General features: G+C 31.5%; 9 protein-coding genes. 7 read left to right on the forward strand and 2 right to left on the reverse strand.

What is annotated here, in order from left to right:
* Positions 1-643 precede the first annotated feature (643 nt).
* Together C4F50_RS12900 and C4F50_RS12905 are read left to right on the forward strand one after the other, a co-directional pair.
* Positions 644-3754: a SusC/RagA family TonB-linked outer membrane protein gene (locus C4F50_RS12900; RefSeq protein WP_194139064.1), complete on the forward strand. Its 3111-nt coding sequence runs from the start codon at positions 644-646 to the stop codon at positions 3752-3754.
* 9 nt (positions 3755-3763) lie between these two features.
* Entirely contained in the window at positions 3764-5326 is a 1563-nt protein-coding gene (locus tag C4F50_RS12905) for a RagB/SusD family nutrient uptake outer membrane protein (RefSeq protein ID WP_194139065.1), read from the forward strand.
* A gap of 82 nt (positions 5327-5408) precedes the next feature.
* Here C4F50_RS12905 and rnhB read toward each other — a convergent pair whose 3' ends face one another.
* Positions 5409-6077: a ribonuclease HII gene (gene rnhB / locus C4F50_RS12910; protein WP_194139066.1), complete on the reverse strand. Its 669-nt coding sequence runs from the start codon at positions 6075-6077 to the stop codon at positions 5409-5411.
* 323 nt (positions 6078-6400) lie between these two features.
* Between rnhB and C4F50_RS12915 the strand changes: the two genes are divergently transcribed.
* The 4 genes from C4F50_RS12915 (at position 6401) to C4F50_RS25640 (ending at position 11521) form a co-directional block, all read left to right on the forward strand.
* Positions 6401-8380, forward strand: a complete 1980-nt coding sequence (locus tag C4F50_RS12915; RefSeq protein ID WP_194139067.1) for a putative porin — start codon at positions 6401-6403, stop codon at positions 8378-8380.
* A 43-nt stretch (positions 8381-8423) separates the two neighbouring features.
* Entirely contained in the window at positions 8424-9785 is a 1362-nt protein-coding gene (locus C4F50_RS12920) for a pyridoxal-phosphate dependent enzyme (RefSeq protein ID WP_194139068.1), read from the forward strand.
* A 188-nt stretch (positions 9786-9973) separates the two neighbouring features.
* Positions 9974-11242, forward strand: a complete 1269-nt coding sequence (locus C4F50_RS12925) for a DUF2851 family protein (protein ID WP_194139069.1) — start codon at positions 9974-9976, stop codon at positions 11240-11242.
* Between the two features lie 51 nt (positions 11243-11293).
* Positions 11294-11521, forward strand: a complete 228-nt coding sequence (locus C4F50_RS25640; protein ID WP_223710042.1) for a PspC domain-containing protein — start codon at positions 11294-11296, stop codon at positions 11519-11521.
* Between the two features lie 40 nt (positions 11522-11561).
* Here C4F50_RS25640 and C4F50_RS12930 read toward each other — a convergent pair whose 3' ends face one another.
* A complete protein-coding gene (locus C4F50_RS12930; RefSeq protein ID WP_194139070.1) occupies positions 11562-13031 on the reverse strand; it encodes an APC family permease in 1470 nt (489 codons plus the stop codon).
* Positions 13032-13486: 455 nt separating this feature from the next.
* On the opposite strand from C4F50_RS12930, the gene C4F50_RS12935 reads away from it, so the two are divergent.
* Entirely contained in the window at positions 13487-14188 is a 702-nt protein-coding gene (locus C4F50_RS12935; RefSeq protein ID WP_348537003.1) for a ComEA family DNA-binding protein, read from the forward strand.
* The last annotated feature ends 3 nt before the right edge of the window (positions 14189-14191 follow it).

Consider the following 14191-nt stretch of genomic DNA (forward strand, 5'->3'; position numbering starts at 1 on the left):
CTTTTTTTGGTTATTTGAATAATGAATTTTGATTGTGAAAAATATAAAGATGCTTAAAAGTCAATAAGAATGTCTTTTTTGAGTCTCATTAAACGCTCAATTTTTTAGATTATTGTCCCTTTTTGATATTTTTTTTCTTTGGAAAAAGCAGTGCCTCACTTTTTTTATAAAATTTATTCATAAAATACTTAGTAAAATAAGTCTTCCTTTTGCTCGCATAGTGCCATAAATACTGTAAAAACGCTCATTTTTGTTTAATTTTAAGGTCCTTAATAAAAAAAAAAGCTTTTACGTTTTTTGATTGGATTATGTGTTGAAATATTTCGATTTTGGATTTGTATTTTATGAATAATTCAATAAAATCAACTTATTTTGAAATTATGGCAAATTGTGCGGCAGGTTTTTGGATAGTAAATAATTTAAGAAGATTTTAAGTTAAATGCCCGTTATTCCTTGTGATTACAGGAAAACAAAAAAAGAGTAAGATTTTTGAGAAATGTGTTTTTTTATTGGTAAAAAAATACAATTTATTAATCAAGTGTTAAACTGCTATTAAAGAATTACAACTTTTATATTGAAAAATGTTTGTTATTTTAAGAAATAATTAAGATGTTTGCGATCTACTAATTCAAAATAAATTAAAATGAAATTAAAATTTAAATGGATTTTTACGCTATTTATAGCGTTATCTATGCAGTTTTCTTTCGCTCAAGAGAGAACTGTGACTGGTACGGTATCTGATAAGACAGGTGCTATCCCAGGAGTAAACGTTTCTGTTAAAGGAACAAAAACTTCTACTCATACTGATTTTGACGGTAGTTATTCAGTAAAAGCAAAAACAGGAGATGTTTTAGTTTTCTCATACGTTGGTATGTCAAACAAACAAGTTACTGTAGGAACTTCAAATTCTATTAGTGTGGTATTAGAATCAGAAGCTCAATTAATGAACGAAGTAGTTGTAGTAGGTTACGGTGTTCAGAAAAGAAAAGAGGTTACAGGTTCTATCTCTAAGATTGCTGGAAAAGACATCGCTAACTTAGTTACTCCATCTTTTGAAGGTGTTTTGGCTGGTAGAGCTGCTGGTGTTCAGGTTTTAACAAACAGTGGTATTATTGGTGGTGCTCCAAAAATTAGAATTAGAGGTATTGCATCTATTTCAGGATTAACTGAGCCATTAATCGTAGTAGATGGTGTTCCAATTTTTTCTGGAGATATTGGTGGTGTTTCTGCTACAAATGGTTTAGCAGATATCAATCCAGATGATATTGAATCTTTTGACGTTTTAAAAGATGGTGCTTCAACAGCTATTTATGGTTCTAGAGCAGCTAATGGTGTAATCTTAATTACAACAAAAAGCGGTAAAAAAGGAACTCTAAAAGTAACTTATTCAAGTGTTTTTGGTGTTGCAAGTGCATCTAAAAAGTATAGTTTACTACAAACACCTGATTTTATTACTATTGCTAATGAAAAGAGAACAAATTCAGGTTTAGCTCCATGGGCAGCTGGAACTACATATAATACAGATTGGCAAAGTGCTGTTTTGAGAGATGCTCCACAAATGACACATAATCTTAATTTTAGTGGTGGTTCTGATAAAACTAAATATTATTTGTCTTTAGGTTACACAGATCAAGAGGGTATCAATCTAGCTAACAGTATGAATAGATTTTCTATCAGAGCTAATATTGATCAAGAAGTTAATAAATGGTTGTCTATTGGTACTAATTTAACTGTTAGTAGAACAGAATATAATGGTTTAAATACTAATAGTAATGGTCTTTCTGGAAATATTTTTAATACTATCAGACAATTACCAAATACGCCTATTTATGATGCAAGTAACCCAACAGGATACAATTTAACGTTGCCATTAACAACTAACGTTGTAGGTAAATGGGATAATGCTACTGTTCAAAGTGAAGGTATTTCAAATATTATTTATATCCTAGATCACAATATTTATAAATCAAAAACTCAAAGAACATTGGCGAGTGTTTTTGCAAATGCAAAAATTACTTCAGATTTGAGCTATAAATTACAAGTAAGTTCTGATAATGCTATTACTACAGGTTTTCAATATTGGAACCCAGTTCACGGTGATGGAGCAGGTAGAAACGGTTACTTGTATAATGATGTAACTGATTTACAAAGATGGAACTGGCAAAATATTTTAAACTACAAACATACTTTTGCTGAAAATCATAATTTAGGTGTTACTGCGGTTGCCGAATACCAAAAAACACAAACTAAAGTATCTTGGGGTTCTGGATCTGATTTATTAAGTGATTTCTATGATAAAAACTTAGTAACTAATTCATATACTACTAAAGATTCTGGAGGAGGAATTACTGAAAAAGGTATTATTTCTTATTTAGGACGTGTAAGTTATAACTATAAAGAAAAATATTTCCTTCAAGGATCTATCAGACGTGATGGAATTTCACAATTCGAATCAGATGTTAGATACAACAATTTCCCTGGAGTTTCTGCAGGTTGGACTGTTTCTAAGGAAAGTTTCATGGAAGGAATTAACAATGTAGTTTCTGATTTTAAAATTAGAGCATCTTATTCTGAAGTAGGAAACGTAGATGTATTAGGTGGAGCTGCTTATCCTTCAAAAGGTTTAACAATTAGTTCTCCATACGGTTCATTAAATGGTATTGGATATTCTCAATTTGGAAATAGTTTATTACAATGGGAAACAAGTAAAAAAATTGACTATGGTGTTGATTTAGGTTTCTTAAACAATCGTTTAACTTTAGGTTTTGATTACTTTAAGAATGATATCGACGGTTTAGTTTTAGCTGCTCCAGTAGCACCTTCATTAGGTATTCCAGGTAGTGTAATCAACAGTAACGTTGGTAAAATGTTCAACGAAGGATATGAATTTTCTGCGGCTTTTAAAGCTATCAATACTCAGAATTTTTCTTGGGACGTTGCTGCTAACTTGACGCTTGCTAAAAATGAGGTAACTCAATTGCCAAGTGGTGATATTATTGGTGGATCTTATACAACAGATACTAATATTGCTCCAAATATTATTATTAGAAAAGGAGAATCAATTAACTCTCTTTACGGATTTGAATACTACGGAGTAAACAAAGCTAATGGTAATCCAATTTACTACAAAGCTGATGGTACTTTAGTACAAGGAAATTTACCAGGTTCTACATATTCTGTGTATGATGCTGCAAATCCTGCTGATGTAAGTAAAGGTGCAACGCTAACAAATTCAGACAAGAAAATATTAGGAAACACACTTCCTAAATATTACGGATCATTCTCATCAACCATGAAGTACAAAAATATTGATTTCGGTTTTATGTTTAGATTCAGTGGAGGTAATAAAGTTTTTAACTCTACAAGAAGAGAATTAATGACTCAAACTTTGAGTAATAACGGAACTGAGATCTTAGGAAGATGGCAGAGTGTTGATAATCCTGGAGACGGATGGACACCAAGATTATATGCTAGTACAAACAACACAACAAACTTAAATGGTAGTGCGACTTCTCGTTTTGTTGAAAAAGGAGATTTTATTTCACTTGATAATATCAGCATAGGTTATTCTTTACCAAGATTAATATTAGATAAAATCGGAGTTGATACATTCAGACTTTTTGTACAAGCTCAAAATATTTGGTTAATCTCTGATTATAAAGGTATTAATCCTGAAATGGAAACGGCTGGTGTGGATATTAATGGAACTCCACGTTCTAAAGTAGTATCAATGGGAATAAATGTAAGTTTATAATAAAGACATATGAAAAATATAATAAAAACAATTTTGCTTTCTGCAGTGGTACTCGGGATGGGTTCATGTACAGAAGAAAAAATATTGGATTTAGAACCAATTAATAACATATCTGAAAGTGCTGCATTTTCAACGCCTTCATTAATTGCTTCATCTATGAATGGAGTATATAATGCAGCTGCAATTGGTCAATATAACTCAACTAGCGCAAACGGTGGTAGAGGTTATATTTGGGGAGCAGCTTTCGTTGAGCAAGGTGATTGTAGAGGAGAAGATGTTGTTAATACACAAGCATTTTTTCAGATCACTTACGAAGGTAGTTACGATGCTAATACTGCAAATAATGTTTACTACTGGATTGATGGTTATAGATTAATCAACAGATGTAATCTTATGATTGAAGGTGTTAATGGAGCTGTTGCAAAAGGAATTATTACTCAGGCTGTTGCTGATGATTATATTGGTCAAGCTAAGTTTTTAAGAGCTATTACTCATTTTGAATTATTAAACTATTTCGCTAGACCTTACAATTTTACTCCTGGTGCTACTCACCCTGGACTTCCATACAGAGAAGTTGGTGTTAATACTGCTGCCGAAATTGAATCTGAAACAGCAAAACCAAGAAATACAGTTGCTGAATGCTACACTAAAATTTTAGCTGATTTAACAGATGCTGAAGCTTTGATAACTTCAAACGGTGTAACTGGAGGTAGAGTAATCGCTAAGGCTACAAAATCTGCAGCAATTGCTTTTAAAACTAGAGTATATCTTCACCAAAGAGACTGGGCAAACGTTATTGCAGAGGGAACTAAATTAACTGGACGCTATAGCTTAACAGCTGCTCCAAATGGTCCTTTTGTTTTTGCTTCTAATTTAAATAATACGGAGTCTATTTTCTCAATTCAGCATTCTGCTACTGCTAATCCAACAACAAATGGTGCATTACCAAGTATGTATAAGCAAAGAGTCTTGATTGCAATTAGTCCAATTATCTGGAGAAATCAATTTTGGTTGGCAGATGATAAGAGAAGACAAGAAGGTGTTATGATTAATACACCTAGCTCAGGTGCTAAATATTCAAACAAATATACAGATGTAACGAATAATTCAGATGCTGCTCCAGTTATCAGATATGCAGAAGTACTTCTAAACATGGCAGAAGCTCAGGCTCGTTTATCTAATTTGTCAGGTGCTTTAACGTTATTGAATTCAGTTAGAGATAGATCTTTGGCTACTCCAGCGACTCAGTCTTATACATCTACATCATTTACGACTAATGCTCAAATGGTGCAGGCTATTATTGCTGAAAGAAGAATCGAATTTCTTGCAGAAGGACGTAGATGGTCTGATATCCAAAGATTACAAGGGGATGATTTAGCTCCTATTAACGGTGTTCCTGCTAAAGTTGCAAATGGTGTTCCTGCAGCTGCAGATTATACTTTAGGTACTCCTTATACTGGTACATTAGCTGTTGCTGCGATCCCTAATACTGATCGTAGAATGTTATGGCCAATACCTCAAGTAGAAAGAAATACTAATCCAAATGTTGCTCAAAACGATGGTTGGGAATAATTAGTATTCTATTATAAAGCAAAGCCCTCAATTTTAAATTGAGGGCTTTTTTTATTTAAAATACAATTTGTAATTAAAATAATTACAAATCCAAAAAATCAAGTTTTAGTTGTTCCGGCAGCAATCTAAAACTCATTCGGTGGTACTTTGTAGTACCGTATTTTTTTATGGCTTCGCGATGTTCTATTGTTGGATAGCCTTTGTTTTTTTTCCAATTGTACATCGGAAATTCTTCATGAATCATATCCATATATTCATCACGATAGGTCTTTGCTAAAACGGATGCCGCGGCAATGCTTAAAAATTTAGAATCGCCTTTTATAATACTTTGGTGCGGAATCGATTTTAAGAGTTCTATTTCTTCCAAAGAAAATTGTTTTCCGCAGTTGCTTTTTAATCCTAGTTTCGAGTTTAATGATCTATTTCCGTCTACAATAATGAATTCTGGTGTATGACTTAATTTTAAAATGCACTCCTGCATTCCTTTCATGGAAGCGTTTAGAATGTTTATTTCGTCGATTTCATCTGGGTATAGATGTGTAACGGAGTGGGTTAAAGCTTGCTCTTCGATAATTGGTTTCAGAAGAAATCTAGTTTTCTCAGATAATTGTTTACTGTCGTTAAGTAGTGCATGCGTAAAGTCATGAGGAAGAATTACCGCAGCTGCAGTAACAGGGCCTGCGAGACATCCTCGTCCAGCCTCATCGGTTCCTGATTCTAAAACAAAACCTGAAAAATTGGATAAAAGCATTGTATTGTTATTTTTGAATTGCAAATATAATTAAGGAACTATAAAGTATGTAGATTTTATTTTTAGGCTTATATTTTTTTGCACTGTTAGATAATAAATTATTTCGAAAAATGTTTAGATGAAGTATAATAAACAAGAAAGTTAGAAGATTAAAAAATAAAAGCTGGCAGTCAGTCAAGTTTCCTTCTTGAGTTTTTGTAGCAGTTTAATAATTGCTATTGAAAAAAAAGTTAATACTTACAGATACTTTTTTATTTATATGCGATTATCTTTTACCTTTGCTCTACAAATTTTATCGAAATAATTATATATAAAGCCATCAAATGAGAATATTCATTTTTCTATATCTTTTAGTTGTTCCAACTTTATTGTTTTCGCAAGAAAAAAACGCTTCTAAGAATAATTTAGATATGAATACAAAATATTCTAGTATAACAGATACAGTAAAAAAGAAAAAAGCAAAAATTGCAACAATCGATCAGTATCAAATTATTACGCTAGAACACGATACTACTTATGTAGATACATCGTTAACCCTAAAAAGTGCTTACAAACAAAATCATCTTAGGAAAGATACTTTCGGACTATTGCCATTTTCTAATATAGGACAGACTTATAATACACTTCAATATAGTTTGACTAGTTTTTCGCCTTATCCTGAAATTGGTTTTAAAGGAAAACATTTTAATTATATGGAGGCTGATGAGATTCGTTATTATTCAGCTGCAACTCCATTAACAGAATTATTTTTTAATACTACTATTAATAAAGGACAAAATGTAGATTCGTTTCTTACATTGAATGTTTCAAAAAATCTTAATTTTTCAATTGCTTATAAAGGTTTAAGGTCTGAGGGTGATTACATCAATCAATTAGTAAGTGCTGGAAATTTTAGATTTACAACGAGCTATGCTACCACAGATAGAAGATACGCAATAAATGCGCATTATACTTACCAAGATATTTTGAATGAGGAGAATGGAGGTATCACAACGACTTCGGATTTTGAAAGTGATAATAAAGATTATAAAAACCGCCAGAGATTACAGGTCTTTTTGACTGATGCAGAGTCTTTTTTAAAGGGTAGACGTTTGTTTTTTGATCATGCTTTTAGAATAAATCCAAGAAATGCTTCTAATAATTTATACGTAACTCATCAATTGAATTACGAAAATAAATTTTATGAGTACAAACAGCCTACCGTAACATCTTCAATTAAAACTGCGACGAATACTTTGCAAGTACAGCGTTTTGGAGATTCTTACTTGACAAGTAATATTAATGATCAGACTAGATTTGAGAAACTCTATAATAGAGTTGGTCTCACCTACGAAAACACACTCTTAGGGAAGTTTAACTTTTTTATTGATGATTACAGGTCAAATTATGAATACAATCGTATAATTGTATTTGCTCCTGATAGTATTATTCCAAATCATTTGTATTTACAGATTAATAATTTTGGAGCTCAATACGAATATCAAAAAAATAAATGGAACGGACGTTTTTTCTATTCAAGATCAATTACAAATCAATCGCTTTCAGATCTTGATGCAAAATTAAGATATAATTTGAATGACAAAATTAAGTTTGATTTTAGATACCGAAACATTAACAAACTGCCTAATAACAATTATAATTTGTATCAAAGCAGCTGGGTGGCGTATAACTGGGCAAACAATTTCAAAAACGAAAAAATTAATTCCTTAAGTGCCGAAGTATTGACACCATGGGTTAATCTGCAAGCGCACTATTCTGTTTTAAAAGATCATCTATACTTTAGAGATAAAACAACAGCTACACAGAAAGATAGTTTGATTCAGATTATAGAGCCTGCACAATATGGCAATGCAATTAATTATTTAGAAATAAAAGCAAACAAGGAATTTAAATTTGGCAAATTTGCATTAGACAACACTTTCCTGTATCAAAAAGTAGATCAGTCAGATTTGATATTAAATGTTCCAGATTTTGTTACTAGGAATACATTGTATTATTCAACCTACTTTTTTAAGAAAGCGTTGTATATTCAAACTGGATTTACTTTTAATTATTTTACCAAATATTACGGAGACAGCTATAATCCTGTAGTCTCAGAATTTTTTGTGCAGACCGATAAGAAAATTGGAGATTTTGCAACTTTTGATTTTTTTGTAAATGCTAGAATTCGCCAGACGAGATTTTATTTGAAAGCAGAACATTTTAATGCTGCTTTTTCGCAGAGTAATTATTATTCAGATCCTAATAATCCGTATCGTGATTTTGTGATTCGATTTGGTTTGGTTTGGAATTTCTTCCAATAAAACCGATTATGACTTTTAGACCAAATTCAAAATTTAAATAAAAATGGACTTTTCAAAAAATATTTTAGAGACAATTGGGAATACACCTTTGGTGAAGCTCAATAAAATTGTTGCAGAAATCGATGCTTTAGTATTGGCAAAAGTCGAAACTTTTAATCCAGGGAATTCTGTAAAAGACAGAATGGCCGTAAAAATGATTGAGGACGCAGAAGCTGACGGCAGATTAAAACCTGGAGGAACAATTATCGAGGGTACTTCTGGTAACACGGGAATGGGATTGGCTCTGGTGGCTATTATTAAAGGATACAAATTAATATGTGTAATCTCAGATAAGCAGTCTAAAGAAAAAATGGATATTCTTCGCGCAGTTGGTGCGAAGGTTGTAGTTTGCCCGACTGATGTTGAGCCGACGGATCCAAGATCTTATTATTCGGTTTCAAAGCGTTTGGCAGAAGAAACTCCCAATTCATGGTACGTTAATCAATACGATAATTTGTCGAATTCATTGGCTCATTATGAACAAACTGGTCCAGAAATTTGGAAACAAACAGAAGGGAAAATTACACATTTTGTCGTTGGAGTGGGAACAGGAGGAACCATTTCGGGAGTTGGAAAATATCTGAAAGAGAAAAACCCAAATATCAAAATTTGGGGAATTGATACTTATGGTTCTGTTTTTAAAAAATATCATGAAACTGGTATTTTTGATGAAAACGAAATTTACTCTTATATAACAGAAGGAATAGGAGAAGATATTTTACCAAAAAATGTTGATTTTTCTCTTATCGATGGATTTACTAAAGTGACGGATAAAGACGCTGCAGTATATACTAGAAAAATAGCTTTGGAAGAGGCAATTTTTGTTGGTAACTCTGCCGGAGCATGTATCAAAGGTTTGCTGCAGTTAAAAGAACATTTTAAACCAGATGATGTTGTTGTGGTTCTTTTTCACGATTCGGGAAGTCGTTATGTCGGAAAAATGTTTAATGACGATTGGATGCGTGAGCGTGGTTTTCTAGAAGAAAATGTAACAAAAGCTGAAGACGTTATAAAAGACCATATTGATAAAGAATTAATTGTTGTTAGAACTGAAGAATTGGTTTCACATGCTATTGAAAGAATGAGAAAATATAAAATCTCTCAAATTCCGGTAGTTGATATTAATGGTTTTGTAGGTTCTGTTGACGAAACAGATTTATTCAGAAGTTATGTTGCTGATAAAAATGTTGCCGAAAAACCAATTAAAGAGGTGATGGGAAAACCTTTTCCAATTGTGAAATTGGGTACGCCGATTGAAGAAGTTTCGAAACTTTTTACAAAAGAAAACGATGCTGTTTTGGTTGATTTACAAAATGGACATCATCATATTATTACAAAATACGATATCATTGGGTCGATAAAATAAAGACCATATTAACTCTTAAAAAGCCATAATTGTTTTATAAAAGTTCATTTATGGCTTTTTTTATGCTTTATTATCAAATTTGTTTTAGTTTTTATTTTAAGAATTAAGGTCTATAAAATATTTTATTTGTAAGATTTTATTTAATTTATTTTGTATTTTTATTTTTTAAAATTCAAAAGCCTAATACAATGAGAGAAGATTTTATTCATTATCTCTGGAGATTTAAAAAATTTGACACAACAAATTTACGAACAACTCAGAACGAGCCAATTACCATTATAAGATCTGGAGATTATTTAGAACTTTCGGGGCCGGATTTTTTTAATGCACAGCTGATAATTGGGAATCAAAAATGGGCTGGAAATGTTGAAATTCATACAAAAGCATCTGATTGGTACAATCATTTTCATGAAAAGGATAAAGCTTATGAAAATGTAATTCTGCATGTGGTTTGGGAAAATGATTCAACCATTTTTAGGAGGAATAACACTGAAATTCCTGTTTTAGTTTTAAAAAATTATGTATCAAAAGACATTATTTCCTCTTACAATTCTTTACTGGTTGCAAAGACTTGGATTTTTTGCGAAAAAGAACTTTCTCAAATAGACAATTTTACTTTTAAAAACTGGCAGGAAAGATTGTTTTTTGAACGATTGGAGCGAAAATCTCAATTTGTAAAAGAATTGCTTTTAGAACTTGAGAATGATTGGGAAGCAGTTCTTTTTTGTTTATTGGCGAAGAATTTTGGTTTAAATACAAATGGAAATTCGTTTTTACAGATCGCTAAAGCAATTCCTTTTTCGATTATAAGAAAAGAAAGTTTTGAGCTGGGAAATTTAGAAGCATTATTATTAGGTACTGCTGGATTATTAGAAAAAGACTATCAAGATGTCTACTGTATCGATTTAAAAATTCGCTACTTTTATTTGGTTGACAAGTATAAGATTTCAAAAGCATATGTTGATAATGTTGAATTCTTCAAGCATCGGCCAGATAATTTCCCGACGATTAGACTTTCGCAGCTTGCAAATTTATATCATACAGAACAGCATTTGTTTTCTAAGATAATTCATTTGAATTCCGCTCAAAAAGTTTATGAAACGATTAAAGTTTCGGCTGGTCTTTATTGGCAGACCCACTATCAATTTGATAAAGAGAGTTCTTTTAAGTCAAAGTTTTTGTCCAAATCTTTTTTAGATTTGATAATTATCAATACTATAATTCCAATTCAATTTACTTATGCGAATACCATTGGTGAGTCTATTTCAGAAAATCTGATTTCATTTATGATGGGAGTTACTTCAGAAAAAAATGCCATTTTAGATAAGTTTGAATCTTTTGGCATTTCATCAGAAAATGCTTTTGAATCGCAGTCTCTTTTAGAGCTTAAGAATGAATATTGTAATAAAAAAGGCTGTTTAAAATGTGCCGTTGGAATGAATCTGCTTAAGGGATAAATTTTGTTTTAGATTTTGTACTTTTGCTTTAAACCCTTTAAAAATTAAATGATGTCGGCAATTTTAAGATTAAAGTTCTTTTTTGAAAAATACGGCTTTCATGTATCTTCTAGATTGGCAGATAAACTTGGTATGCGGGTCACAAGTGTACGATTGTTTTTTATTTACATTTCGTTTGTAACCGCAGGATTGGGTTTTGGGGTATATCTAACATTAGCATTTTGGATAAGACTTAAAGATTTAATAAGATCAAAAAGAACCTCTGTGTTTGATTTATAAAAAAAGCTCCAAATTTAATTTGGAGCTTTTCTATGAAAATTTATTCTTCAATTCTGTCATTATTAAGTCGAGATCTTTTCTTGCTGTATCCAAAATATACAAGAATACCAATTGCAAGCCAGCCTAAAGATAATAATTGAGCATCTATACTTAAATTAATAATAAGGTAAGTGTTAATTGCAATTCCTAATACAGCAATAACAGGTAATGCAGGAACTTTAAAGGTTCTGTTTAATCCAGGTTGTTTAACTCTTAAGATCCAGACAGCGATACAAACCATTGTAAAAGCAAACAAAGTTCCAAAACTTGTCATATCAGCTAATTTGTTAATTGGTGTAAAAGCTGCTACTGTTGCAATAATTCCGCCCAAAATCATTAGGTTCGTTTTTGGAGTTCCCGAAACAGGATTTACTTTAGAGAAAACAGGAGGAATTAATCCATCTTTAGACATTCCTAAGAAAATTCTAGATTGACCCATAATCATTACCATTAATACAGAAACTAAACCAATAGTGGCAGCTACAGTAATAATAGAACCAGCCCATCCTTGTCCTGCAATATCAAAGGCATAAGCAACTGGCGCTTTAATTGCTTCAGGATATTTTCCTAGAGGATTAAAATCTTGATAATTCATCATTCCCGTTAATACTAATGAAACAAGAATATATAAAGTTGTACAAATTAGTAATGACGCAATAATAGCAAAAGGAACATCTTTTTTAGGATTGATTGCTTCTCCAGCTTGAGTAGAAACAGCGTCAAAACCTACATAGGCAAAGAAAATAGCTGCTGCCCCAGAGATGATACCGCTTATTCCGTAAGCATTATGTGTAGTCTCTTTTTCAATAATTTGAGTTGCATCTGGAATAAATGGATACCAATTTGAAGTTTTGATAAAAAACAGACCCGCAACAATTACGAAAATTACAGCAGAAACTTTAAGGATTACGATAGCATTATTAGCTTTTGCGGCACTTTTCGTTCCTCTTATTAGTAATGAAATAACTAAAATTACAATAAGGAAAGCAGGAAGATTCATAGAAAAACCTTCTCCTGTGTAACTTGCAGGATCTGTTGTAAGCCAGTCAGGAAGATGAATGCCAAATATTTTGAGTAATTTATTAAAATAACCAGACCAAGAAACGGCGACGGTCATAGATCCCATAGCATATTCGAGAATAAGTCCCCAGCCAATTATCCAGGCAAAAATTTCCCCAATTGTACCGTAAGCATATGCGTAAGCAGATCCTTCAACAGGCAGAATTGATGCAAATTCAGAATAACAAAGAGCAGCAAATACACAGGCAATACCTGCGATAATAAAAGAAATTGCTAATGCTGGACCAGCGTGATAATAAGCTCCAGTTCCGGTAAGTACAAAGATTCCTCCACCAATAATGGCACCTACTCCAATCGCAGTAAGGCTCCATTTTCCTAAAACCCTCTTTAAATCACTTTTTTTCATATCTGCTTCAAAAGCAGATATTGGTTTAACTCTCATTATTGACATACTATAAATATTGGTTTATTGTTATTAAGCTCCAAATGTATTGTTTTTTGTAAAAAATAAAAACAAATATTTCTTTTTAAGTTATAAAAGATTAAAAAAAAATGTAAGACTCTCAGGAATTTTTCTTCAAGTGCTGAATTTCATTAAATTAATTGGGCTTTTGTAATGGAATAGATAATTTGTAATTAAGCAAGTATTTTTAATAAAATTCTTAATAAATTTATCGATTTTAATAGATAGTAAGTATTCAATAAAAATTTTATTTTTTGATAATGAATTTTAAACAAATAAAACGTTACTTTTTATTTACAAAGCAACAGCAAACAGGAATTTTAGTTCTTTTTGTAATTATCGTTTTACTGCAGTTTTTTTATTTTTTTTCGGATTTCAAAATACCGCCGCACAATAATCCAGAAGAAACAAAGTGGATGGCTTTGCAGGCAGAAATTGATATTATGAAATTAGATAAAAATAAAGAAGTAAAAAAAGTTTATTTGTTTAATCCCAATTATATAACAGATTATAAAGGGTATAAACTTGGGATGTCAACCGTAGAAATTGATCGTCTCTTGGCTTTTAGGAAAGAAAATAAATTTATTAATTCTGCTGAAGAGTTTCAAAAAGTAACTAAAATTTCGGATTCTTTATTAGCAGTTATCGCGCCCTTGTTTAAATTTCCCGATTGGGTTAAAAATGATAAATTTAATCAAGAGAAAGAGAAACGAAATTATAGTAGTACTTCTAAAGTAGAAAAAATTACAATTTTGAATCTTAATGAAGCAAGTCAAGAAGATTTAATAAAAATATACGGAATTGGAGAGGGACTTTCGAAACGAATATTAAAGCAAAAAGAAGTTTTGGGCTGCTTTGTGTCTATGGAACAATTAAATGATGTGTGGGGACTTTCTCCAGAAGTTATTACAGAGTTGAATAACCATTTTAAGGTAATTCCAAATGATAACATTAAAAAAATTAATGTTAATGAAGCCTCTTTAAAAGAGCTCAGTCAGTTTCCGTATTTTAATTACGGATTAGCAAAACAAATTGTTACTACGCGAAGTATGGAAGGAAATTTCGCTAATATTGAAGAATTAATAAAAATTAAAGGTTTTCCTGTTGAAAAAGCAAGAATAATTAGTTTATATTTGAAGTTATAAAAA

The sequence above is a fragment of the Flavobacterium hungaricum genome, from assembly GCF_015182285.1.
Lineage (GTDB): Bacteria > Bacteroidota > Bacteroidia > Flavobacteriales > Flavobacteriaceae > Flavobacterium > Flavobacterium hungaricum.

What these genes read in the sequence shown, in the direction of transcription:
- C4F50_RS12920 (WP_194139068.1), top strand. Translation starts at nt 8,424, where the DNA reads ATGGACTTTTCAAAAAATATTTTAGAGACAATTGGGAATACACCTTTG.
- C4F50_RS12930 (WP_194139070.1), bottom strand. Translation starts at nt 13,031, where the DNA reads ATGTCAATAATGAGAGTTAAACCAATATCTGCTTTTGAAGCAGATATG.
- C4F50_RS12900 (WP_194139064.1), top strand. Translation starts at nt 644, where the DNA reads ATGAAATTAAAATTTAAATGGATTTTTACGCTATTTATAGCGTTATCT.
- rnhB (WP_194139066.1), bottom strand. Translation starts at nt 6,077, where the DNA reads ATGCTTTTATCCAATTTTTCAGGTTTTGTTTTAGAATCAGGAACCGAT.
- C4F50_RS12935 (WP_348537003.1), top strand. Translation starts at nt 13,487, where the DNA reads ATGAAATTAGATAAAAATAAAGAAGTAAAAAAAGTTTATTTGTTTAAT.
- C4F50_RS12925 (WP_194139069.1), top strand. Translation starts at nt 9,974, where the DNA reads ATGAGAGAAGATTTTATTCATTATCTCTGGAGATTTAAAAAATTTGAC.
- C4F50_RS25640 (WP_223710042.1), top strand. Translation starts at nt 11,294, where the DNA reads ATGTCGGCAATTTTAAGATTAAAGTTCTTTTTTGAAAAATACGGCTTT.
- C4F50_RS12915 (WP_194139067.1), top strand. Translation starts at nt 6,401, where the DNA reads ATGAGAATATTCATTTTTCTATATCTTTTAGTTGTTCCAACTTTATTG.
- C4F50_RS12905 (WP_194139065.1), top strand. Translation starts at nt 3,764, where the DNA reads ATGAAAAATATAATAAAAACAATTTTGCTTTCTGCAGTGGTACTCGGG.